This is a genomic window from Pseudenterobacter timonensis (genome assembly GCF_900021175.1).
Lineage (GTDB): Bacteria > Pseudomonadota > Gammaproteobacteria > Enterobacterales > Enterobacteriaceae > Enterobacter > Enterobacter timonensis.
On sequence record NZ_FCOP01000013.1, the window covers coordinates 696,106 to 717,642 of the forward strand.

Annotated in this window: 24 protein-coding genes; 5 read left to right on the top strand and 19 right to left on the bottom strand. The window is 58.0% G+C overall.

Annotation, left to right across the window (positions count from 1 at the left end):
- Positions 1 to 3: 3 nt before the first annotated feature.
- From yfcD to yfcF, 3 genes are read right to left on the bottom strand one after another with little or no spacing between them, the layout of a single operon-like run.
- Complete coding sequence (gene yfcD / locus BN3796_RS18605) at positions 4 to 558, bottom strand: NUDIX hydrolase YfcD (RefSeq protein WP_061709834.1); 555 nt, start codon at positions 556 to 558, stop codon at positions 4 to 6.
- Positions 559 to 613: 55 nt separating this feature from the next.
- Positions 614 to 1,168 (bottom strand): phosphodiesterase, encoded by a 555-nt coding sequence (gene yfcE / locus BN3796_RS18610; protein WP_162267591.1) that lies wholly within the window; start codon positions 1,166 to 1,168, stop codon positions 614 to 616.
- 48 nt (positions 1,169 to 1,216) lie between these two features.
- On the bottom strand, positions 1,217 to 1,864 hold the full coding sequence (gene yfcF / locus BN3796_RS18615; RefSeq protein ID WP_061709836.1) for a glutathione transferase: 648 nt from the start codon (positions 1,862 to 1,864) through the stop codon (positions 1,217 to 1,219).
- Positions 1,865 to 1,999: 135 nt separating this feature from the next.
- Here yfcF and yfcG point away from each other — a divergent pair, with 135 nt between their 5' ends.
- The 4 genes from yfcG (at position 2,000) to BN3796_RS18635 (ending at position 4,544) form a co-directional block, all read left to right on the top strand.
- Entirely contained in the window at positions 2,000 to 2,629 is a 630-nt protein-coding gene (gene yfcG, locus BN3796_RS18620) for a GSH-dependent disulfide bond oxidoreductase (protein WP_061709837.1), read from the top strand.
- A gap of 72 nt (positions 2,630 to 2,701) precedes the next feature.
- Complete coding sequence (gene folX, locus BN3796_RS18625; RefSeq protein WP_061709838.1) at positions 2,702 to 3,064, top strand: dihydroneopterin triphosphate 2'-epimerase; 363 nt, start codon at positions 2,702 to 2,704, stop codon at positions 3,062 to 3,064.
- A 19-nt stretch (positions 3,065 to 3,083) separates the two neighbouring features.
- A complete protein-coding gene (locus BN3796_RS18630) occupies positions 3,084 to 3,977 on the top strand; it encodes a TIGR01777 family oxidoreductase (RefSeq protein ID WP_061709839.1) in 894 nt (297 codons plus the stop codon).
- A gap of 57 nt (positions 3,978 to 4,034) precedes the next feature.
- Entirely contained in the window at positions 4,035 to 4,544 is a 510-nt protein-coding gene (locus tag BN3796_RS18635; RefSeq protein ID WP_061709840.1) for a GNAT family N-acetyltransferase, read from the top strand.
- Positions 4,545 to 4,592: 48 nt separating this feature from the next.
- Here the strand turns inward: BN3796_RS18635 and hisP are convergent, their stop codons facing one another.
- The 15 genes from hisP to pdxB all read right to left on the bottom strand — a co-directional run bounded on the left by hisP (position 4,593) and on the right by pdxB (position 18,887).
- Positions 4,593 to 5,366 (bottom strand): histidine ABC transporter ATP-binding protein HisP, encoded by a 774-nt coding sequence (hisP, locus tag BN3796_RS18640; RefSeq protein ID WP_061709841.1) that lies wholly within the window; start codon positions 5,364 to 5,366, stop codon positions 4,593 to 4,595.
- Between the two features lie 7 nt (positions 5,367 to 5,373).
- Positions 5,374 to 6,087 (bottom strand): ABC transporter permease, encoded by a 714-nt coding sequence (locus BN3796_RS18645; protein WP_061709842.1) that lies wholly within the window; start codon positions 6,085 to 6,087, stop codon positions 5,374 to 5,376.
- Positions 6,084 to 6,770: a histidine ABC transporter permease HisQ gene (locus BN3796_RS18650; protein ID WP_061709843.1), complete on the bottom strand. Its 687-nt coding sequence runs from the start codon at positions 6,768 to 6,770 to the stop codon at positions 6,084 to 6,086. The genes BN3796_RS18645 and BN3796_RS18650 overlap by 4 nt, the downstream gene beginning before the upstream one ends.
- Before the next feature lie 76 nt (positions 6,771 to 6,846).
- Entirely contained in the window at positions 6,847 to 7,629 is a 783-nt protein-coding gene (hisJ, locus tag BN3796_RS18655) for a histidine ABC transporter substrate-binding protein HisJ (RefSeq protein WP_061709844.1), read from the bottom strand.
- A gap of 236 nt (positions 7,630 to 7,865) precedes the next feature.
- Entirely contained in the window at positions 7,866 to 8,648 is a 783-nt protein-coding gene (argT, locus tag BN3796_RS18660) for a lysine/arginine/ornithine ABC transporter substrate-binding protein ArgT (protein WP_061709845.1), read from the bottom strand.
- 268 nt (positions 8,649 to 8,916) lie between these two features.
- Positions 8,917 to 9,486, bottom strand: coding sequence for a UbiX family flavin prenyltransferase (locus BN3796_RS18665; RefSeq protein ID WP_061709846.1), 570 nt, complete (start codon positions 9,484 to 9,486; stop codon positions 8,917 to 8,919).
- Between the two features lie 86 nt (positions 9,487 to 9,572).
- Complete coding sequence (gene purF / locus BN3796_RS18670; RefSeq protein WP_061709847.1) at positions 9,573 to 11,090, bottom strand: amidophosphoribosyltransferase; 1,518 nt, start codon at positions 11,088 to 11,090, stop codon at positions 9,573 to 9,575.
- 161 nt (positions 11,091 to 11,251) lie between these two features.
- Positions 11,252 to 11,740 carry a colicin V production protein gene (gene cvpA, locus BN3796_RS18675; RefSeq protein ID WP_061709848.1) on the bottom strand — a complete coding sequence of 163 codons (489 nt, stop codon included), beginning with the start codon at positions 11,738 to 11,740 and terminating at the stop codon, positions 11,252 to 11,254.
- 362 nt (positions 11,741 to 12,102) lie between these two features.
- Positions 12,103 to 12,783, bottom strand: coding sequence for a cell division protein DedD (dedD, locus tag BN3796_RS18680; protein WP_061709849.1), 681 nt, complete (start codon positions 12,781 to 12,783; stop codon positions 12,103 to 12,105).
- Positions 12,773 to 14,041 (bottom strand): bifunctional tetrahydrofolate synthase/dihydrofolate synthase, encoded by a 1,269-nt coding sequence (gene folC, locus BN3796_RS18685; RefSeq protein WP_061709850.1) that lies wholly within the window; start codon positions 14,039 to 14,041, stop codon positions 12,773 to 12,775. Before folC ends, dedD begins: the two co-directional genes overlap by 11 nt.
- A gap of 69 nt (positions 14,042 to 14,110) precedes the next feature.
- Positions 14,111 to 15,016, bottom strand: coding sequence for an acetyl-CoA carboxylase, carboxyltransferase subunit beta (accD, locus tag BN3796_RS18690; protein WP_061709851.1), 906 nt, complete (start codon positions 15,014 to 15,016; stop codon positions 14,111 to 14,113).
- Between the two features lie 154 nt (positions 15,017 to 15,170).
- Entirely contained in the window at positions 15,171 to 15,830 is a 660-nt protein-coding gene (locus BN3796_RS18695) for a DedA family protein (protein ID WP_061709852.1), read from the bottom strand.
- Between the two features lie 27 nt (positions 15,831 to 15,857).
- Positions 15,858 to 16,670 (bottom strand): tRNA pseudouridine(38-40) synthase TruA, encoded by an 813-nt coding sequence (gene truA / locus BN3796_RS18700; protein ID WP_061709853.1) that lies wholly within the window; start codon positions 16,668 to 16,670, stop codon positions 15,858 to 15,860.
- Complete coding sequence (locus BN3796_RS18705) at positions 16,670 to 17,683, bottom strand: aspartate-semialdehyde dehydrogenase (RefSeq protein ID WP_061709854.1); 1,014 nt, start codon at positions 17,681 to 17,683, stop codon at positions 16,670 to 16,672. Before BN3796_RS18705 ends, truA begins: the two co-directional genes overlap by 1 nt.
- Before the next feature lie 67 nt (positions 17,684 to 17,750).
- A complete protein-coding gene (gene pdxB, locus BN3796_RS18710; RefSeq protein ID WP_061709855.1) occupies positions 17,751 to 18,887 on the bottom strand; it encodes a 4-phosphoerythronate dehydrogenase PdxB in 1,137 nt (378 codons plus the stop codon).
- A 113-nt stretch (positions 18,888 to 19,000) separates the two neighbouring features.
- On the opposite strand from pdxB, the gene flk reads away from it, so the two are divergent.
- Positions 19,001 to 20,005, top strand: a complete 1,005-nt coding sequence (gene flk, locus BN3796_RS18715) for a flagella biosynthesis regulator Flk (protein ID WP_061709856.1) — start codon at positions 19,001 to 19,003, stop codon at positions 20,003 to 20,005.
- Between the two features lie 340 nt (positions 20,006 to 20,345).
- Here the strand turns inward: flk and BN3796_RS18720 are convergent, their stop codons facing one another.
- On the bottom strand, positions 20,346 to 21,524 hold the full coding sequence (locus tag BN3796_RS18720) for an MFS transporter (protein ID WP_061709857.1): 1,179 nt from the start codon (positions 21,522 to 21,524) through the stop codon (positions 20,346 to 20,348).
- Positions 21,525 to 21,537: the final 13 nt, after the last annotated feature.

A 21,537-nucleotide genomic window follows, 5' to 3' on the forward strand; every position in this document is an offset into this window, starting at 1 on the left:
GGCTTACTCCGCCTCTTCCTCTTTTTCCACTCTGGCGGAATCATTACTGGCGTTGCGGCTCATCCACAGCGCCAGCGCCTTCAGGGAGTCCGGGGTAAACTCGTCGCAGCGGGCGGTGATCTCTTCCGGCGTCATCCAGCTTACTTCGCTCACCTCCTCTTCCTGGAGGGCAAAAGGTCCGTGGGAAACGCAGCTAAAGAGGCTTCCCCAGACGCGGCAGTGTTCATCTTCGAAGTAGAACTGGCCGTGCTCCGCCAGCGGCACACCGGCGATGCCCAGCTCTTCTTCCGCCTCGCGGCGGGCGGAATCCAGCAGCAGTTCATCAGACTGCACTACGCCGCCTGCGGTGGCATCCAGCATACCCGGAAGGAAATCCTTCGTTTCGGTACGACGCTGCACCAGAATTTTACCCATTCCGTCATGAACAACGATATAGGTTGCGCGATGACGCAGACGCTGAGCCCGCATCTGCTCGCGGCTCGCCTGCGCGATCACTTCATTGTCTTCGCTGACAATATCAACCCACTCGGTACCTGCCAAATGACTCTGCTCCACCATCGGAACCCTTCTCGTTTAAGCGCTCTCTCGGCGCGTTTGACTTGTGAGGTGTAACTTACGGATTAATGTTGACCTGCGCAATAACTTGCTGATCATTAAGTGCGATAACGCTCAGCCGATCCGCTTCCAGCAGGCCATAGCTCGGCGCAAAGCCCCCTTTCGGGAAGGTGACGGAGCCTGGATTAAAATAACAAAGGCCATCACGTTTCTCTGCCACCGGAATATGAGTATGACCGTAAACCAGCACATCGCCAGTCGCCAGCGGCGGCAGGTTATCCGGGCTAAAGAGATGGCCGTGAGTGAGGAAAAGACGGCCGCTTTCCAGCAAAACCTGCTGCCAGGGGGCGGTTATCGGAAAAGAGAGCAACATCTGATCCACTTCGCTGTCGCAGTTGCCCCGCACGGCAATGATTTTTGCGGCGTAGTGATTAAGCTTTTCAGCAACCTGCGCAGGCGCATAGCCTTGCGGTACAGGGTTGCGCGGGCCATGGTTCAGCACATCGCCCAGGATCACCAGCCACTGCGCCCCGCTCTGCTCAAAGAGGGAAATTACGCGTTCCGCAGCGGGCAGCGAGCCATGAATATCCGATGCAAACATGAGTTTCATCAGCCACTCCTCAAAAAAACAGACCGCGAAATTATACCGGAACCGGTAAAATTATTCAGCCGCCCGCTTTGCTGAAAGTGCCGCATAACGCTGCACTGAGGCGCGCTGCCACTGGAAAGCGGCGTAGTCCGCCAGCAGCGGCGCCACCGCGTCCCCGTTCAGCACCAGCCGGTTGATCATCAGGGCCAGATCCGCATCAGCGATGCACCATTCGCCAAACAGGTTGGGTTGACCGTGGGCCAGCAGCGCGCCCGCCGTTTCTGTCAGTTTTTGCGCACTCGCCGCCCCCGCTTTGCTAAGCGGAGGCTTTTTCACGCCGCCAAAGACCACCTCCGTGGAGCGCTCCTCGCGAAGCGGACCTAGGTCGCTGCGCAGCCACGCCTGGATCTGGCGCGCGCGGGCGCGTTTTTCCCGGTCATGCGGGTAGATCCGCTCCCACTCCGGCGGCGCAAACCGCTCCTCCAGATATTCATCAATGGCGGAGGATTCGCTCAATAAAAAGCCATCCACCTCCAGCAGAGGAACCCGACGGGTTAAACCATATCCCCGCCAGGCGGGTTGCAGATGATCGCCGCGCGCAAGGTCAACGGTCTGTAAGCTAAAGGAGAGCCCCTTCTCCGCGAGCGCGACATAAACACTCATCACATAAGGTGAAAAATAACTGGCATCGGACCACAGGGTAATCGCAGGCTGGCTCATCACATCCCTCTTTGGCTGAACGGTTTTTACTCAACATATAATCTCTTGCCCGTTCTGTCACCTGAGGAAAACTCACGATTTTGCGCCAGCACCTATACTCGTTGGGGAGAAGTATTTTCGATGACAGGAGTTGAGATGATTGACCTCTATTATGCCCCGACCCCTAACGGCCATAAGATCACCCTTTTTCTTGAGGAGGCGGAGCTGGACTACCGCATCATCCGGGTGGATATTGGCAAAGGCGAGCAGTTCCGCCCCGACTTTCTGGCCATTTCGCCAAACAATAAAATCCCCGCGATTGTCGATCATGCCCCTGCCGACGGCGGCAGACCGCTCAGCCTGTTCGAATCCGGGGAGATCCTGCTCTATCTGGCCGAGAAAACCGGCATGTTGCTCAGCGGCGAGCTGCGCGAACGTCACCATACCTTACAGTGGCTCTTCTGGCAGGCAAGCGGCCTGGGACCGATGCTTGGGCAGAATCATCACTTTAACCACTACGCGCCGCAGCCCATCCCTTACGCGATCGAACGCTATCAGGTAGAGACGCAGCGGCTGTACGGCGTGCTGAACAAGCGGCTGGAGAAGTGCCCGTGGCTCGGAGGCGATCGCTACAGCATTGCCGACATCGCCTGCTGGCCGTGGATCAACGCCCATGAACGCCAGCGCGTCGATCTCGCCGCATGGCCTGCGGTGAACAACTGGTATGAGCGGATCCGCACCCGCCCGGCGACGCAGCTCGCCCTGCAAAAAGCGCACGAGATTTAAGCGCGCCCCTGCGTGGGCGCGCCGTCATTCCTCATGTATCATGGCGTCATCCATGAACGGAGGAAGCCTGCAATGTCACAGCATGACGCTATTATTCGTATAAAAAACTTACGCTTACGCACTTTTATCGGCATTAAGCCCGAGGAGATTGAAAACCGGCAGGATATCGTAATCAACGTGGCGATCCACTACCCTGCCGACAGGGCGCGCGCCAGCGAAGATATCAACGATGCGCTGAACTATCGCACCATCACGAAAAATATTATTCGTTACGTAGAGGAGCATCGCTTCTCGCTGCTGGAAAAATTAACGCAGGATGTGCTTGATATCGCACGCGAACATCCCTGGGTGACCTATGCTGAAGTAGAGATCGATAAACTTCACGCGCTACGCTACGCCGACTCCGTCTCCATGACGTTACGCTGGCAACGCTAAGCGCAACCCTGGAGGTGGTATGAAGATTCTGGTGACCGGCGGTACGGGGCTTATTGGCCGCCATCTTATTCCTCGTCTGCTGGAGCTTAAGCACGAGGTGACCGTAGTAACGCGCAATCTGGATAAGGCGCGCCAAACCCTCGGCAGCAACGTCAGCTTCTGGAAAGGGCTGGCGGACCATCAAAATCTGGACGGCTTCGACGCCGTAATCAATCTCGCCGGGGAGCCCATCGCCGACAAGCGCTGGACCAACGAGCAAAAAAAACGGCTGTGCGACAGTCGCTGGAGCCTCACCCAGCGGCTGGTGGAGCTGTTTCACGCCAGCGAAACGCCGCCATCGGTGCTCATTTCCGGCTCGGCGTGCGGCTACTATGGCGATCTGGGCGAGGTGGTGGTGACCGAAGAGGAGCCGCCGCACAATGAATTTACCCATAAACTCTGCGCGCGCTGGGAGCAGATCGCCTGCGAAGCGCAGAGCGACCGTACCCGCGTCTGCCTGCTGCGCACCGGCGTCGTACTGGCGCCGAACGGCGGCATCCTTGGCAAAATGGTGCCGGTCTTCAGACTGGGCCTCGGCGGCCCGATTGGCACAGGCCGTCAGTATCTGGCCTGGATCCATATTGATGATATGGTCAACGGTATTCTCTGGCTGCTGGATAACGACCTGCGCGGCCCGTTTAATATGGTGTCGCCCTACCCGGTGCGTAACGAACGTTTCGCCCATGCGCTTGGCCACGCGGTGCACCGCCCGGCAGTAATGCGCGCCCCTGCCAGCGCCATCCGCCTGATGATGGGCGAATCCGCCGTGCTGGTACTCGGCGGCCAGCGCGCGTTGCCAAAACGTCTGGAAGCCGCCGGTTTTAGCTTCCGCTGGTATGATTTGGACGAAGCGCTGGCGGATGTGGTGGGGTAACCGCCCCGGGCCGGGTATGTTAAAATGATACGCCAGACCTGACGGAATGGCGTAACTATGGCAACCATCAAGACTTCCCGGCTTCGGCTCACTCCTTTTCTCCCTTCGGACTGGCCCTTTTTTCACGCCCTGCGTAAAAATCCCCTGGTCATGCGCTATATGGCGGCCATCCTCCCGGAAAAAGAGATCCGCCGCCTTTTCGCTCTGCGTCTGGTTACCCCGCACACCTTTGTGATCCGCGCCGATGGCGATACCACCCCGTTGGGGGATATCGGTCTGCATGTCAGTTCACAACACCCGGATGAGGCCGATATTGGCTACACGGTGATCCCCGAAGCGCAGGGGAAAGGGGTCGCCAGCGAGGCGCTACGGGCCGTATGCGATTATGGGTTTCGCGAAGCGGGCATCAGGGCGGTTAACGCTTATGTACTGGCGGATAACCGCGGTTCGGTGCGGGTCCTGGAGAAAGCGGGGTTTGTGCGTACGCAGATCCTCGAAAAAGCGTATGACATTAACGGAGCGCGCTATGACGACTGGGTCTACCGGCTGGAGCGCGGCGCGGTCTGAATACCCGCGCCGTTTACACGGCCCAGCGCCGCAGGCCAGGCAAGGAAACTACTTCAACGACCCTTTCAGGAACTGCTGCAAGCGCGGACTTTGCGGATTACCCAGTACCTCATCCGGGTGCCCCTGCTCCTCAATTTTGCCCTGATGCAGGAAGATAACGTGGCTGGAGACGTTACGGGCAAAGCCCATTTCGTGCGTCACTACCACCATCGTTTTTCCCTCTTCGGCCAGCTGCTGCATGATGCGCAGCACTTCCCCCACCAGCTCAGGATCGAGCGCCGAAGTGGGTTCGTCGAATAGCAGCACTTCCGGCTCCATTGCCAGCGCGCGGGCTATGGAGACACGCTGCTGCTGGCCACCGGAGAGATGCACCGGATATTTCATCTGCTGGCGCTCGTCGATACCCACCTTCGCCAGATATTTTACCGCCCGGGCGCGCGCCTCCTGCTTGCTCAGGCCCAGCACCTGCACCGGCGCTTCCATCACGTTCTCCAGCACCGTCATGTGGCTCCAGAGGTTAAAGTGCTGGAACACCATGGTCAGGCGGGTACGCAGCAGGCGTAACTGGTTTTTATCCGCCACCTTAAGCTGCCCGTCCTTGTCACGTACCAGGCCAATCGTCTGCCCGCTCACCACTATCGAGCCTTCGCTCGGCTTCTCCAGAAAGTTAATGCAGCGCAGGAAGGTGCTCTTCCCGGAGCCGGACGAGCCGATAATACTGATCACATCGCCCGCGTTCGCCTGGAGCGACACCCCTTTCAGCACCTCATGTTCGCCGTAGCGCTTGTGCAAATCGATAACGTTTAATTTATTTTCAGCCATAAGATTCTCAGTGCGTCGACGGCTTAACATGCTGCAACCAGCGTTTCTCAGCCTTACGGAACAGACTTATCAGGACGTACGATATGATTAAATAGAGCACCGCGGCGATCCCAAAGGCGGTAAAAGGTTGATAGGTCGCCGAGTTGATATCGCGCGCAATTTTCAGCAGATCCGGCACGGTAGCGGTGAAGGCCAGCGCGGTAGAGTGCAGCATTAAAATTACCTCGTTGCTGTAGGCGGGCAGCGCAATGCGCAGCGCCGACGGCAGGATAATGCAGCGATAGAGCTTCACAGAGGAGAAGCCATAGGCGCGCGCCGCTTCAATTTCTCCGTGCGGCACCGAACGGATCGCCCCGGCGAAAATCTCGGTGGTATAGGCGCAGGTGTTCAGCGTCAGCGCCAGCACGGTACAGTTGAGCCCGCTGCGGAAAAAAGCGTTGAGCAGCTCGGTGCCTTTCACAATCTCCAGCGTGTACATGCCGGAGTAAAAGACCAGCAGCTGGACATAGAGCGGTGTACCGCGAAAGACGTAAGTAAAGAGCCAGATGGGAAACCGGATAAACTTATTATTCGATACCCGCCCGATAGCAAGAAAGATAGCCAGAATACCGCCCATCACCACCGAGGCGATGAGCAGCCATAGCGTTATCGCCACCCCGGTAAAGCGATAGCCGTCGGTCCAGAGCAGCGCTTTCCAGTACTCCTGAATAATTTCAATCACAGATCGGCCCTCTTCACGCCTACGGAGTAGCGCCGTTCCAGCAGCAGCAGAACGCCGTTCGATACGGTGGTAAAGACCAGATAGATAGCTCCGCAAACGACCGCAAAATAGAACGGCTCCCAGGTGCTTTTCCCCGCCAGCTGCGTTGCTTTTACCACATCTTCCAGCCCCAGCAGGGAGACCAGCGCGGTGGCCTTCAGGATCACCTGCCAGTTATTGCCGATGCCCGGCAGCGCAAAGCGCATCATGGCCGGGAACATAATCCGGCGGAAGGTTTGCGACGAGGTGAAGCCGAACGCGGTTGCCGCCTCAATATGGCCCTTCGGGACGGCCATATAGGCGCCACGGAAGGTTTCGGTGAAGTAAGCGCCGTAGATAAAGCCGAGGGTGATGATACCGGCCACCATCGGGTCGATATCGATTTGATCCATCCCCAGCCCATCGGTGACGCCGTTAAGGGCGATTTGCAGCCCGTAGAAGATCAGCAGCATCAGGACCAGGTCCGGTACGCCGCGAATCAGGGTGGTATAACCTTCAAATATCAGCGCCAGGGGTCGGTTGCCGGAGAGTTTGGCCCCCGCGCCCGCCAGGCCTATCAGAACCGCCAGCACCACGGAGCTTAACGCCAGCTCCAGGGTGACAAGCGCGCCCTGTAAAATTACGCCAGAAAATCCGTACAGCATACTGCCTGCCCTGTCGTGTGTGGTAACCCGTCTCTTTTCCCCTCCCGCAGGAGGGGAGAATTATTTAGCGGGGCAATCAGCCGCCGTAGACATCGAAATCAAAATATTTTTTTGCCAGTTTTTCGTAAGTGCCGTCCGCGCGCATCCCGGCAAACGCCTTGTTCAGCGCTTCGCGCAGTTCATTATCCTCTTTGCGCAGCCCCATGCCGGTGCCGACGCCAAACAGTTTTTCATCTTTGATGGAAGGACCGCCGAACTTATAGTCCTTGCCTGCTGGCTGCTTCAGAAAACCTTCGCTCGCCGCCACTTCATCCTGGAACGCGGCGTCGATACGGCCTGCGGTCAGGTCAGCGTAGATATTTTCCTGGCCCTGGTAAGAGACAATCTCGATCCCTTTTGGCGCCCAGTGTTCATTGCCGTAGGTTTCCTGCGTGGTGCCCTGCAGGACGCCGACGCGCTTACCTTTCAGGGAGTCGACGGTCGGCTGGATATCAGAAGATTTCGCCACCACCAGGCGGGAGTCCGCCGCGTAGAGCTTGTCGGTAAAGGCGATTTCCTGCTGGCGTTTTTCGGTGATGGAGAGAGAAGACATGATGACGTCGATTTTCTTCGCTTTCAGCGAGGGGATCAGCGCGTCCAGCGGGTTTTCAACGTAGGTACATTGTGCCTGGATGCGTTTACATAACTCATTAGCCAGATCGATGTCGAAACCGACCAGTTCGCCCTGGGCATTTTTGGATTCAAACGGAGCATAAGTCGGATCGGTACCGATACGAATTTTCTGCGGAATTGCTGCAAAAGCCGCGGTAGCGCTGGAAAAGGCCAGCGCCAGAGAAAGAGACAACACCAGTTTTTTCATATCTGTCCTCAACAAACTGTCTTATACGGGATTTTCACGACGACGGGGTCTGCTTAATGTGCCATTAATCCCTGCTTTAAGGCAAAAACTAATGGTCATAAAGCGGTAATTATTGCACACGGAATGCTTAATTATGCATGAATTGCCCCAACAAGGTGCATCAACTGCACCAAAATAGAGCAACAAAGCCCGTCATGCACCGCCGCGGGGAGCATTACCGCTCCCCTGTCGGATGATTAATCGCCGTAGACGTTGAAGTCGAAATATTTCTTCGCCATTTTGTCGTAGGTGCCATCTTTACGCAGTTCAGCGAACGCCTTGTCAAAGGCAGCCTTCAGCTCAGCATCATCCTTACGCAGGCCAATGCCGGTACCATCGCCAAAGTATTTTTTATCCTTCACTGACGGGCCGGCAAACGCAAACTCTTTACCTGCCGGCTGCTTCAGGAAACCTTCGCTCGCGGCCACTTCATCCTGGAAAGCTGCGTCCAGACGCCCGGCGGAAAGGTCGGAGTAAATCAGATCCTGGTTCTGGTAAGCGACGACATCAACCCCTTTTTCACGCCAGTTGGCGTTGGCATAACCCTCCTGCGTCGACCCCTGCAGTACACCCACATGCTTGCCTTTCAGCGACTCAATAGTCGGCTGAATCGGCGAGCCTTTCGCGGCGATCAGACGGGAATCGGCGGCGTAGAGCTTGTCAGAGAAGGCGATCTCCTGCTGGCGTTTTTCGGTAATAGAGAGCGAGGAGATAATCGCGTCGATTTTTTTGGCCTTCAGCGAGGGAATTAAGGCGTCAAAGTCGCTGCCCACCCAGGTGCATTTCGCCTGCATGCGTTTGCACATCTCATTGCCCAGATCGATATCAAATCCGACAAAATCGCCTTTGGCATTTTTAGATGAGAACGGTGCATAGGTGGCGTCTGTGCCAATGCGCACCGTCTGCGGCAACGCCGCATAGCTGCCTGCCGCTGCGCTTAATCCCACCAGCAAAGACAGAGCAAGAACCGTCTTTTTCATTCATTTACCCTCAATATTTTTATCTGTTGTGTTGTGTTGCAGGCTTTTCTTGCAGGTCTTATGCCACATTATCGTCTGCTCAAAAAATCGACGTTAAATATGTTAATAAAACGTTGCGATAACGCCTTAAGGGTGAAAGATAGCAGGTCCGCCAGACGAACCGCAGAAGGAAACAGGGAAAAAAGAGATTAAATGTTGAGGATATGATCGCGGTTGCAGAATTGCCCTGAAACAGGGCAAATTCGCGTTTCATGCTGTTGCACAGGGCTCAGACGCCTTGCCAGCGGGTAAAAAGATCGTCCGGCAGTTCGATATCAAACTGATCGAGCACCCGGTTCACCGTCTGATTAACGATCTCATCGATCGTCTGCGGGCGATGATAGAACGCAGGCACCGGCGGCATAATCACCGCGCCCAGCTCCGCGGCCTGGGTCATCAGCCGCAGATGCCCCAGGTGCAGCGGCGTCTCCCGTACGCAGAGCACCAGCGGACGTCGCTCTTTCAGCACCACATCGGCGGCACGGGTTACCAGCGTGTCGGTATAGCTGTTCACGATGCCGGAGAGGGTTTTGATTGAGCAGGGTAAGATCACCATGCCTGCGGTTTTAAAGGAGCCGGAGGAGATGCTGGCGGCGATATCGCGGGCGTCATGGACCACATCAGCCAGCGCCTGCACGTCCCGCAGGGAAAAGTCGGTTTCAAGGGAGAGGGTCTGCCGCGCAGCCTGGCTCATCACCAGATGCGTTTCCACATCCGGGACGTCGCGCAATATCTGCAACAGACGCACGCCATAAATCGCGCCGCTGGCGCCGGAAATCCCTGTAATGAGTCGTTTCATGCTTCTACCCTTTATCGCTTAAGGGCTGACTGTGCAGGATTTGGCGGGAAGTTGCAAGCGAGGGGCGCCCCCTCGCCTGCGCAGGCTTAGCCCTCGTTGTGCATCTCTAAGCTTTCGAGGTCGTTTTGTAGTTGTACCGCTTTTGCATCGTCGTTGCGCAGCGAGTCCAGATAGTCCAGATAGCCTTGATCGACATCTTTGGTCACGTAGATACCGTTAAAGACCGAACATTCAAACTGCTGAATATCCGGGTTCTCGGCCCGTACCGCCTCAATCAGATCGTTGAGGTCCTGGAAAATCAGACCATCAGCGCCGATGATCTGGCGGATCTCATCCACTTCACGCCCGTGAGCAATCAGCTCGTTGGCGGTAGGCATGTCGATACCATAAACGTTCGGGAAGCGAATTTCCGGCGCCGCTGAGGCGAGGTAAACCTTTTTCGCACCCGCTTCGCGCGCCATCTCGATAATCTGCTCTGAGGTGGTGCCGCGCACGATGGAGTCATCCACCAGCAGCACGTTTTTGTCGCGGAACTCGGCGCGGTTAGCGTTGAGCTTGCGGCGCACCGACTTACGGCGCAGCTGCTGGCCCGGCATGATAAAGGTGCGGCCCACGTAGCGGTTTTTCACAAAGCCCTGACGGTACGGCTTATCAAGGATACGGGCGATCTCCAGCGCGATATCACAGGAGGTTTCCGGGATCGGGATGACCACGTCGATATCGAGATCGTCCCATTCGCGGGCGATTTTCTCTCCCAGCTTAGTCCCCATATTCACACGGGCGCTGTAGACGGAGATCTTGTCGATAAACGAGTCTGGACGGGCAAAATAGACATATTCGAAGAGGCACGGGTTGCTGACCGGGTTTTCCGCGCACTGGCGGGTGAAGAGCTGCCCTTTCTCGGTAATATAAACCGCTTCGCCCGGCGCCACGTCACGCAGGAACTCAAAGCCCAGGGTGTCCAGCGCCACGCTCTCGGAAGCGACCATATATTCGGTACGGCCATCCCCGATATCGCGCTTGCCTAATACCAGCGGACGAATGCCGTTCGGATCGCGGAAAGCGACCATGCCGTGGCCGATAATCATCGCCACGCAGGCGTACGCGCCGCGGATCAGGCGGTTAGTAGCAGCAATGGCGGCAAAGATATTGTCAGCTTCCAGCGGATAGTGGCGGAAGTTATCCAGCTCGCTGGCGAAAATATTCAGCAGGATTTCAGAATCTGAGGTGGTGTTGATGTGACGACGTTTCTCTTCGAACAGCTTTTTACGCAGCTCATGGGCGTTAGTCAGGTTGCCGTTGTGGGCCAGGGTAATGCCATACGGCGAGTTAACGTAAAAAGGCTGGGCTTCTGAAGCGCTGGAGCTACCAGCAGTCGGATAGCGAACGTGACCAATTCCCATATTACCCTGCAGACGCTGCATGTGACGGGCTTCAAACACGTCGTTCACCAGACCGTTGGCCTTACGTAAACGAAAGCAGTTGTTTGCATCAATGGTGATGATACCCGCTGCATCCTGTCCGCGGTGCTGAAGCACCGTTAACGCGTCATAAATCGACTGGTTTACCGGCATAACACCGGCGATACCGACAATACCGCACATTCATCTTTCCTCGTTAAGAGTTTGGTTTATTAGGCATTATTGGCGCAGCCACTCTGAACAGGGAGAGCGTGTCAGTGCCAGGCAAATCCACGCGTCCCCGGTTCAAAATGGCGCGTAAACCCGCCTAATGAACCAAACTCTAAGCTACATCTCAGAACCGGTCAGGTTCTGGGCAAGAAACTCGACGAGCTTTGCAGATAGTCAAAAAACCATCTGATGATGATGCTGAAATGCGGAATAAGCTGCGACTTCTGCCAGTCCTCGCTTTTTGACATCCCGGTGAAGGTATCAAGAAAGAAGAGGATCGCGGCGACAATCAACGCGCCCCGCAGCGCGCCAAAACAGATGCCAAGCACCCTGTCCGTTCCTGACAGGCCGGTTTTTTCCACCAGCTGGCCTATCACGAAGTTAACAACAGCGCCCACAATCAGCGTTGCGATAAACAGCAGCGCGATGGCGATTCCGTTTCGGACCAGTTCATCATTAAAGCCCGTGAACCAGACAGACAGGTAAGTGTAGTAATGACTGGCGACAAAGAAAGCACAACCCCAGGTCACCAGCGATAAAGCTTCACGTACAAAGCCGCGGATCAGGCTAACCAGACAGGAAAATCCAATCACCGCGATAATGGCGTAATCAATCCAGACCATATATGTCCTACGATTAAACGCCCTGTCTTCCGGTACGGGGCGCATTCTAACAGAAAAAGAAAACGTTTGCGTAGCGATTTCCATGCCACGCCTAAATAAAAAAGGCGTTGAAAAAATGCTCAACGCCACGGGCTTTTCGCCTCTCTCTGGAGGCCTGGCGGCCCCTCATCCTAACCCTCTCCCCACAGGGGAGAGGGGACAGTCCGACCGCGTGCCCGGGCCCGTGCCTCGTTGGGGCAAGCTCCTCCAGGGGGAGAAGAAAACACGAACCTTTATCACTCTCTCCCCCATTCCATCGAGGCCAGGAGCCTGCCCCCCTCTCCCCTGTGGGGAGAGGGCCGGGGTGAGGGGAAAAACAAACCTTAGTTCACGCTGTAATTCATCACCACCCCGCTCAGACCAGAGAGCTGCTTTAACTCCCCGAGCGAACCCTTCATCTTATCTTTCGATGCGTCAGGGCCAACGAGAATGCGGGTAATTTTACCCTGCACCGGCGTCGAAGGCGATGTATAAACCCGATAGCCTGCGCCCCGCAGCTTGCCGACAATCTCATTCACTTTGTCGGCATTCTTCAGCGCGCCAAGCTGCACTACCCAGGCTTTGCCCGTCGGAGCCGGTTTCTCCGCCGGCGCCTCTTCGGCCGCGGCGGCGAGCTGTTCGGCTTTATCACGCTGCGGTTTCGGCTGCGGTTTCTCTACCGGTTTAGGTTTTTCCACCACTTTGGGCTGCTCCACCGGCACCGGAACGGGATCGATCGTGTTGGCGGCGACCGCCAGACGAGAAGGATCAAGCGAGGGCGCAGCCGCATCTCCGGCGCGCACCTCTTCCGCCGCGCCTTCCGGCGGCTGGGCCGGTAGCGCCTGGGTTGCCGCAGGCAACATGTCCGGCTCGTCGCGATCGCCCGGTTTCGGCACCAGCGGGATCGCCGCAAACTCATCCTGATAATGCTTTTTTTGCCCGTCGAGCAAGCCGGGGAGAATAATCACCCCCAGCGCGACCAGCACAATGGTTCCTGCTAAACGGTTCTGAAACTTACTTGCCACCGGTTCTCCCCGCGTCCATCGCTTCCATGACGTGTGCCACCGTGTGGAACGAACCACACACCAGCACGGTATCTTCTGGTTTCGCATCGGCCATTGCGGCGCGCCATGCCTGCGCTACGCTGGCATAAACGTCACCTTTCCCGAGATGCTCCATGAGCTGTTCGGCTGAAGCGCCGCGCGGCCCCTCCAGAGGAGCACAATACCAGCAATCGACAACACGCTCCATGCAGGCCAGCGTACCGCCAATATCTTTATCGTGCAGCATACCGATAACCGCCAGCACGCACCCGGTTTTTGGTAACGAATTTACCCTTTCTGCGAGATAGGCCGCAGCATGGGGGTTATGCGCCACATCCAGGATCAGACGCGGCGATTCGCTGACGATCTGAAAGCGTCCCGGCAAAATGGCGTTCTGGATACCGTCGCGTATCGCCTGCTCGCTCACCGCCAGTCCGCTTGCGCGCAACGCCGCCAGCGCGGTGGCCGCGTTAGGCTGGGGCACCTGCGGCAGCGGCAGGTTATCCAGCGTCCCCTGCGCGTCGCTAAAGGACCACTCCTGCTCGTTGATCGTATAGCGCCACTCCGCGCCGCGACGAAGCAACAAGGCGCCCTTCTCCCGGGCGACATCGGCGATGGTATGCGGCATATCGGGCTCGCCGACCACTGCGGGCCGGCTGGCACGAAAGATACCCGCCTTCTCGCGGCCAATGCTTTCACGGTCCGGGCCCAGCCAGTCAATATGATCCAGCGCGATGCTGGTCACTACCGCCACGTCGGCATCCACAATATTCGTGGCGTCCAGACGTCCTCCCAGACCCACCTCCAGGATCACCACATCCAGCTGCGCCTGCTTAAAGAGCCACAGCGCGGAGAGCGTCCCGTACTCGAAATAGGTCAGGGAGATCTCCCCGCGTGCCGCCTCGATTTCAGCAAACGAAGCCGTGTGTGCCGACTCCGGCAGCTCACTGTTCTGCACGCGGACGCGCTCCGTATAACGCACCAGATGGGGAGAGCTGTAGACCCCTACCCTAAACCCCGCCGCCATCAGCATCGCTTCCAAAGTGCGGCAGGTAGTGCCTTTACCGTTAGTCCCCGCCACCGTAAAGACAAACGGAGCAGGCCTGAGCACATCGAGGCGCGCCGCGACGTTGCTTACGCGCTCAAGTCCCATATCAATGGTTTTACTGTGCAGGTTTTCCAGATAGGAAAGCCACGTGGCCAGGGGCGACGTGGCTTGGGGAGTGCGGTTATTTTCCATGACAGGCGCTTATCAGTGACAGTTATAAAACAAAAGGGCAGCGCCGTCTGGCCCTGCCCTTTTCAGTTATCAGGCCTCGGGTTCCTGATCCGGCACTACCACGCTTTCGCGCGGCGCGTCGGGTCTCGGCGCGGGCTGATTCATCAGCTTCGCCAGGATGCTCGCCAGCTTGAGGCGCATTTCCGGGCGGCGGACGATCATATCAATCGCCCCTTTTTCAATCAGGAACTCACTGCGCTGGAAGCCCGGCGGCAGTTTTTCACGAACGGTCTGCTCGATAACACGCGGGCCGGCAAAGCCGATCAGCGCTTTCGGCTCGGCGATATTCAGGTCGCCCAGCATCGCAAAACTCGCGGAGACGCCGCCCATTGTCGGATCGGTCAGCACGGAGATATACGGCAAGCCGCGCTCCTGCATCTTCGCCAGCGCCGCGGAGGTTTTCGCCATCTGCATCAGCGACATCAGCGCTTCCTGCATACGCGCACCGCCGGAGGCGGAGAAGCAGATCAGCGGACAGTTGTCCTCCAGCGCCTGCTCTACGGCACGAATAAAGCGCGCGCCCACGACGGAGCCCATTGAGCCGCCCATAAAGGAGAACTCAAACGCCGCCGCCACAACCGGCATCGTGTGCAGGGTGCCTTTCATCACCACCAGCGCATCTTTCTCACCGGTCTCTTTCTGCGCGGAGGCGAGACGATCCTTATACTTCTTGGAGTCGCGGAACTTCAGCACATCTTTCGGCTCAAGCTCGCTACCCAGCTCTACCAGAGAACCTTCATCCAGCAGGCTATGCAGGCGATTACGCGCCGACATACGCATGTGATGGTCGCACTTCGGGCAGACCTCAAGATTACGTTCCAGCTCGGCACGGTACAGGACCTGGCCGCAGCTGTCACACTTGGTCCACACCCCTTCAGGAATACTCGCCTTACGGGTGGGGGTTATATTGCTTTTAATTCGTTCAATCCAGCTCATTGATAACCTTTCTGCCTGAACCTGGTTTAGTACCAGTTTTGCTGTAAGGGGCGCATAATGCCATTTTTGCCCCTCACAGACCATGAATGTTACACATTAAAACATAACAGCCCGAAACTTTGGATAAAAAAGTGGTCGAACCGCTGGCGTACGTTTACTTCGCGTTTTTTGCCGCCGCGCGTCTGTGGCGAATCACTTCCACCACGCCCGGCAGCACTGACAGGACAATAATCGCCACAATCAGTAACTTAAGGTTTTCCTGGACGATAGGAAGATCGCCGAAGAGATAGCCTGCGTAGGTAAAGAGCAGCACCCACAGCAGCGCGCCGATGACGTTATAAGCGGCAAAATGACGATAGGACATATGCCCCATTCCCGCAACAAAGGGGGCAAAGGTACGAACGATCGGCACAAAACGGGCGAGAATAATGGTTTTTCCGCCGTGGCGTTCGTAAAACTCGTGGGTCTTCTCTAAATAGCTGCGACGGAAAATTTTTGACTGCGGGTTGCTGAATAATTTTTCACCAAACAGTCGCCCGATGGTGTAGTTCACCGCATCGCCGACAACCGCCGCAACCACCATCAGCGCCACCATCAGGTGCACGTTCAGATCGTTAGTCGGCAGCGCGGAGAGCGCCCCGGCCACAAACAGCAGCGAATCGCCAGGTAAAAACGGCGTGACCACCAGACCCGTTTCACAAAAGAGGATCAGGAAAAGGATGGCATAGACCCAGACGCCGTACTGCGCGACCAGCTCCGCCAGGTGAACATCAATATGCAGAATGAAATCAATAATAAAATGTATAAAGTCCATATTGTCTTAGCCTTAATTGCCTCTGCGTTAGTCCGCTAAAAAGAGCGGGCCCATGGGCGGTTTTGGAAGGTCATACCGTTCCGGGTAATCTACTGAGACGAGATAGAGCCCTTCCGCCTTCGCCGTGGCTGCCGCCAGCGTTCTGTCCTTCGCCGCCAGCAGGTCTGCAATCCAGCTCTCCGGCTGGTGTCCGGCGCCTACTTCCATCAGGCTGCCGACAATATTCCTGACCATATGATGTACAAAGGCATTCGCTTTGATATCCACCACCACATAAGCGCCAAAGCGGTTAACGTTAATGTGCATAACGTTGCGCCACGGCGTACGCGACTGACACTGAACCGCGCGAAACGAGGTGAAGTCGTTTTCGCCCAGCAGCGACTGCGCAGCCCGGTGCATACGTTGTGCATCGAGCGGCTCGTAGTAATGCGTCACCCCCTGGCTTAACACGCCGGGACGCAGGCGCTGATTATAGATGACGTAGCGGTAACGGCGCGCGGTGGCGCTGAAACGCGCATGAAAATCAGCGGGGACATCTTTCACCCAACGCACCGCGATGTCACCAGGTAAATTCGCATTTACGCCCAGCGTCCAGGCGGCATCCTTGCGCACGGCGGTGGTTTCAAAATGGACCACCTGCCCGGTGCCGTGTACGCCCGCATCGGTGCGACCGGCGCAAAAGACGTTAATGGGTTCATTCGCCACCTGCGAGAGCGCCTTTTCCAGCTTTTCCTGGACGCTACGCACCTCATTCTGGCGCTGCCAGCCATAATATTTGCTGCCGTCGTACTCAATGCCGAGCGCGATCTTATGGACCGGCTTCTGCTCCACATCTGACATCAGTACAAATACTCCTGCACCAGCTTCTCGGCGATTTTCACCGCCATCAGCGCGCCGCCGAAGCGCACGTTGTCGGCCACTGACCAGAACTGCACCTGCTCCGGCATACCGTAGTCGTTACGCACGCAGCCGACGGAGAGCTGCGCGTTGCCGGTGGCATCCCCCACCTGCGTCGGAAATTCGTTCTCTTCGCTCAGCACGATATCTTCGCCGCGGGCAAAGGCGTCGCGCGCCTCTTCCGCCGCCAGGGGACGCATCGCTTCGAAGCTGACCATCTGCGCATGACCGTAAAAGACCGGCGACTGGATGCAGCTGGCGGAGATCATCAGCCCCTCGTCCTGCAGAATTTTGCGCGCTTCGTCAACGATACGACGCTCCTCGCGCACGCTGCCTTCGCGATCCGGCAGGATCGGCAACATATTGAACGCCAGCTGGCGGCCAAAGAAATCATCTTCATCAATGGGGATGCCGTTGAGCAGCTTCGCGCTCTGCCCCGCCAGGGCGTCTACAGCCTTTTTACCGTTAGCAGAGGCGGAAAGCAGGCTGGTCACGGCGATACGCGACAGGCCGCCTTCGTCAATCAGCGGCTTCAGCGCCGCCAGCAGCTGGCTGGTCAGGCTGTCCGGCACGGCGATCAGGTTACGGTTGCGATAGTCTGCCAGGACGAACGGGTTAACCTCCGGCACCACCAGCGGCACATCAGGCTCCAGGGCAAAAAGGCCGCTGAGGTCAATCACCAGGCAGCCGGCGTTGGTCGCCTCTTCCACATACATAGCAGAAGCTTCCGCGCCTGCGGCGAAAAAGGCCAGCTGCGCCTGCGTCCAGTCAAAGTCGGCACTGTTCTGCACGAGGACCGTTTTACCGCCAAAGCGCAGCGATTCGCCCGCGCTCTCGCTACGGGCCAGCGCATAGATTTCACCCACCGGGAACTGACGCTCGGCAAGGGTTTCGAGCAGGGCTTCACCCACGGCGCCGGTGGCGCCCAGTACGGCAATATTCCAGCCTTCAGACATGGTGGTTTACTCCAGAAATAAAAAAGCGTCCCTGCCGGCTTACCCGACAGGGAGCATTAAGAAGATATTAACGTGCCGGATGGTGAACGGCGTTGAACCCCAGTTTGCTCAGCAGCGCCGCCGCATCGGCGTCGTCACAAATCACATACAGGGATGACCATTCGCGACGTTCAAGATAGTGCTTACGCAGCCTGTCAAACTCACCCGGCGTGCCCGCCACTTTTCGCAGCAGGGCGTCATCGCGGCGCACATCATACACTAAATGCACCAGCCTTTTCAGCGCAGACTCGTCGAGCGGGCCGTGCAGCGTGATACGGCCAAATTCCGGCGCGGGTAGCAGGGTATCGAGCGCCACCTGCTGCGGCTGGCCGAGAAAAGCGCTGTAGGCTTCGAACACCTGGGTGGTGCCGCGCGCTTTGCCTTCCAACGTATAGCCCGCAATATGCGCTGTGCCCAGATCAACGAGTTTGAGCAGTTCCACGTCAAGATCCGGCTCCGGCTCCCAGACGTCCAGCACCACGCTCAGATCTTGTCCCTCCTCCAGGGTGCGCTTCAGCGCCGCGTTATCCACCACCGGCCCGCGGCAGGCGTTGATGAGGATAGCGCCCGGCTTCAGCCGACGAAGTAGCGACTCATCCGCCAGATGTAAGCTTTTATACGGCCCCTCTTTAAAGAGCGGCGTATGGAAGGTAAGCACGTCGCACTCGGCCACCAGCTCATCAAGGGAACGGAAATCCCCCGCCTCGCCACGATCGGCGCGCGGCGGATCGCACAGCAGCGTGCGGATCCCCAGCGCCTCCAGGCGTTTTTGCAGGCGCCCGCCGACGTTACCTACGCCAATAATGCCCACGGTGCGATCGGTCAGCGCAAAGCCATCGCGCTCGCCAAGCATTAACAGCGCGGAAAAGACATACTCCACCACGGCGATGGCGTTACAGCCCGGCGCGGCGGAAAAGCCAATACCCGCCTGCGCAAGCCAGGCGTCATCCACATGATCGGTTCCCGCGGTGGCGGTGCCAACGAATTTCACGCGCTTGCCGGCCAGCAGCGCCTCGTTAACCTTCGTCACGGAGCGCACCATTAACGCGTCGGCGTCATCCAGCGCCTCAACGGGAACGGGACGGCCAGGAACAGCCCTGACGTCGCCCAGGCGGCTAAAGAGCTCGCGGGCATAAGGCATATTTTCATCAACGAGGATTTTCACGTCTGAGTACCTGTTTGAGAGGAAGTTATCCGCGCAAGTGTGCCATAATCTCGCGGCCAGGCATACACGTAAACCTGGTTTACGGTGAGTAACACGCTTAAGGATTTTTGACGATGCAGCCTATTTCAGGTACGCCGCCGCGCCCTCCCGGTGAGGGGCCCTCTCCTTCCGCCTCTTTGGGCGAACAGCCTCTTTCTACCCAGCAGCGCACCGTGCTGGAGCGCCTGATCACGCGTCTGGTTGCGCTTACCTCGCAACAGAGTGCGGAGGTGTGGGCGGGTATAAAGCACGATTTGGGAGTGAAAGGCGATATGCCATTGCTGTCGCGCCACTTCCCCGCCGCTGAGCAGAACCTGAACCAGCGCCTCGTCACTGCGCAGCAAAATCATACGAACCGTCAGGTTATGTCACAGCTGACAGACCTGCTGGGCCTGGGCAATAACCGTCAGGCAGTCAGCGATTTCGTCCGTCAGGAATATGGCCAGACGGCGCTCAGCCAGCTGACGCCCGCCCAGCTTAAAACCGTACTGACGCTTTTGCAGAATAACCAGCTCTCCATTCCGCAGCCGCAGCAGCGTCCGGCGACCGAGCGGCCGCTCCAGCCCGCCGAGCATAATACCCTCAAGCAGATGGTGACCCGCCTTGCCGCCGCCACCGGCGAACCCACGAAGCTTATCTGGCAGTCGATGCTGGAGCTTTCCGGTGTGAAAGCGGGCGAGCTGATCCCGGCGAAGCAGTTTACCCATCTGGTGACCTGGCTCCAGGCGCGACAGACGCTCAGCGCCCATAGCGCGCCAACGCTTCAGACCGTGCAGGCAGCGCTGAAACAGCCGCTGGAGCCGCAGGAATTTGAGGCGATACGCGACTACGCCCAACAGAACTGGCAGGCCACACCGCAAACGGTGTTAACCGTTGCTCAGGTGCAGGATATCCTTAACCAGATTGTGGTGCGCCGCTCTGAGCGAGAGGGGGGCATCCCCGAGGCACAGCATATTCAGCCCATCTACAGCCCGTTTTTTGCGCCGATCGTGGAGACCTTCAGAACCCTTTCCGCCCGTCCGGGGGTGATGCTGGTTGCCCTGCTGATTGCGCTGGCGATCTTCTGGCTGGTTGTGTGAGATTTTGCCCGGTGGCGCTGCGCTTACCGGGCCTACAAGGGCTGGCGATCTTCTTACTGGTTGCGTGAAATTTTGCCCGGTGGCGCTACGCTTACCGGGCCTACAAAGGCTGGCGATCTTCTTACTGGTTGCGTGAGTTTTTGCCCGGTGGCGCTGCGCTTACCGGGCCTACAAGCGCTGGCGATCTTCTGGCTGGTTGTGTGAGATTTTGCCCGGTGGCGCTCCGCTTACCGGGCCTACAAGGGCTGGCAAACGTCTGGCTGGCTGTGACCTACGCTTACCGGGTTTGCCAGATCGCGGACTGTAGGCCGGGTAAGCGCAGCGCCACCCGGCTAAAAGGCTAGGTTCGACGAAACGCTACCAGCGTCACCCCTATCCCCACCACCGCCGTGACCGCGCCAGCCAGAAAGACCGACGGATAGCCAAACGAGGTGGCAAGCAGGCCCGCCAGCGGCCCGGTTACTCCGTAGGAGATATCCTGAAACGCGGCATAGCCGCCAAGGGCGGTGCCCCGTACCTGAGGAGCAACCCGTTTCACCACCTCCACCCCGAGCGCGGGAAAGATTAATGAACAGCCGCTGCCGGTCAGCGCTGCGCCGAGCAGCGCCACCCACGCCACCGGAGCCTGCCACAGCAGCAGCAGGCCAGCTGTCTCAATCACCAGCGACGCCACCGCGACTCTCACACCGCCAAAGCGATCCGGCATCCAGCCAAACAGAATGCGCATCAGCACAAACGCGCCGCCAAAGGCGGTCAGCGTAAAGCCCGCCATCGCCCAGCCGCGGCTCATAAAGTAAAGCGACACAAAGGTACCGATCACCGCAAAGCCGACGCCCTGTAGCGCCAGCCCCAGGCCGGGCTGCCAGATTTGCCCCAGCACGCTCCAGAGCGAGGGGCGCTCCCCCTTATGGGCTGGCACCTTGCGCACTGTGCCGTTAAACGCCCAGGCCAGCAGCGGCAGTACCATCGTCGTCCCCGCCAGGGCGGCAAAACCAAAGTGGCTATGGATCAGCAGCCCCAGCGGCGCCCCAGCAGCCAGCGCGCCGTAGATCGCCATGCCGTTCCAGGACATCACCTTGCCGGAACGGGCCGGCCCCACCAGCCCCATTCCCCAGGTAAGCGTCCCGGTTAGCAGCTGGCTCTCGCCAAAGCCAAGGATAAGACGCCCTACAATCAGCAGGGCAAACTTCACCGGGGCGTCTACCGGCAGCAGGGCCGCCAGCAGCCACGCGCCGCCTGCCACCGCGCAGGCAAACATTCCCTGCAGCGCGGAGCGTTTTGCGCCGTGCTGATCCGCCAGCCGCCCGGCGTAGCCGCGGGTTAAGACGGTCGCTAAAAACTGGATACCCACCGCGATGCCCACCAGGGTATTGCCATAGCCCAGCTCGTGATGGACAAAAAGCGGGATCACCGGCAACGGCAGGCCAACGGTCATGTAGGTAAGAAATACTGCGAAAGCGATGCGAAACAGCGGGCCATTGCCAGAAGAGGCGTGGCTGGCAGAGTTGACGACAGTCATGCTTAACTCCGAA

Bases quoted from the DNA above. Each gene is read 5' to 3' on its own strand.
- BN3796_RS18665 (WP_061709846.1), bottom strand. From the start codon at position 9,486: ATGAAACGACTCATTACAGGGATTTCCGGCGCCAGCGGCGCGATTTAT.
- BN3796_RS18650 (WP_061709843.1), bottom strand. From the start codon at position 6,770: ATGCTGTACGGATTTTCTGGCGTAATTTTACAGGGCGCGCTTGTCACC.
- cvpA (WP_061709848.1), bottom strand. From the start codon at position 11,740: ATGGTCTGGATTGATTACGCCATTATCGCGGTGATTGGATTTTCCTGT.
- BN3796_RS18695 (WP_061709852.1), bottom strand. From the start codon at position 15,830: ATGGACTTTATACATTTTATTATTGATTTCATTCTGCATATTGATGTT.
- accD (WP_061709851.1), bottom strand. From the start codon at position 15,016: ATGAGCTGGATTGAACGAATTAAAAGCAATATAACCCCCACCCGTAAG.
- hisP (WP_061709841.1), bottom strand. From the start codon at position 5,366: ATGGCTGAAAATAAATTAAACGTTATCGATTTGCACAAGCGCTACGGC.
- hisJ (WP_061709844.1), bottom strand. From the start codon at position 7,629: ATGAAAAAACTGGTGTTGTCTCTTTCTCTGGCGCTGGCCTTTTCCAGC.
- folC (WP_061709850.1), bottom strand. From the start codon at position 14,041: ATGGAAAATAACCGCACTCCCCAAGCCACGTCGCCCCTGGCCACGTGG.
- purF (WP_061709847.1), bottom strand. From the start codon at position 11,090: ATGTGCGGTATTGTCGGTATCGCCGGTGTTATGCCGGTAAACCAGTCG.
- flk (WP_061709856.1), top strand. From the start codon at position 19,001: ATGCAGCCTATTTCAGGTACGCCGCCGCGCCCTCCCGGTGAGGGGCCC.
- argT (WP_061709845.1), bottom strand. From the start codon at position 8,648: ATGAAAAAGACGGTTCTTGCTCTGTCTTTGCTGGTGGGATTAAGCGCA.
- yfcF (WP_061709836.1), bottom strand. From the start codon at position 1,864: ATGAGCCAGCCTGCGATTACCCTGTGGTCCGATGCCAGTTATTTTTCA.
- yfcD (WP_061709834.1), bottom strand. From the start codon at position 558: ATGGTGGAGCAGAGTCATTTGGCAGGTACCGAGTGGGTTGATATTGTC.
- BN3796_RS18630 (WP_061709839.1), top strand. From the start codon at position 3,084: ATGAAGATTCTGGTGACCGGCGGTACGGGGCTTATTGGCCGCCATCTT.
- BN3796_RS18720 (WP_061709857.1), bottom strand. From the start codon at position 21,524: ATGACTGTCGTCAACTCTGCCAGCCACGCCTCTTCTGGCAATGGCCCG.
- BN3796_RS18635 (WP_061709840.1), top strand. From the start codon at position 4,035: ATGGCAACCATCAAGACTTCCCGGCTTCGGCTCACTCCTTTTCTCCCT.
- BN3796_RS18705 (WP_061709854.1), bottom strand. From the start codon at position 17,683: ATGTCTGAAGGCTGGAATATTGCCGTACTGGGCGCCACCGGCGCCGTG.
- yfcG (WP_061709837.1), top strand. From the start codon at position 2,000: ATGATTGACCTCTATTATGCCCCGACCCCTAACGGCCATAAGATCACC.
- folX (WP_061709838.1), top strand. From the start codon at position 2,702: ATGTCACAGCATGACGCTATTATTCGTATAAAAAACTTACGCTTACGC.
- truA (WP_061709853.1), bottom strand. From the start codon at position 16,670: ATGTCAGATGTGGAGCAGAAGCCGGTCCATAAGATCGCGCTCGGCATT.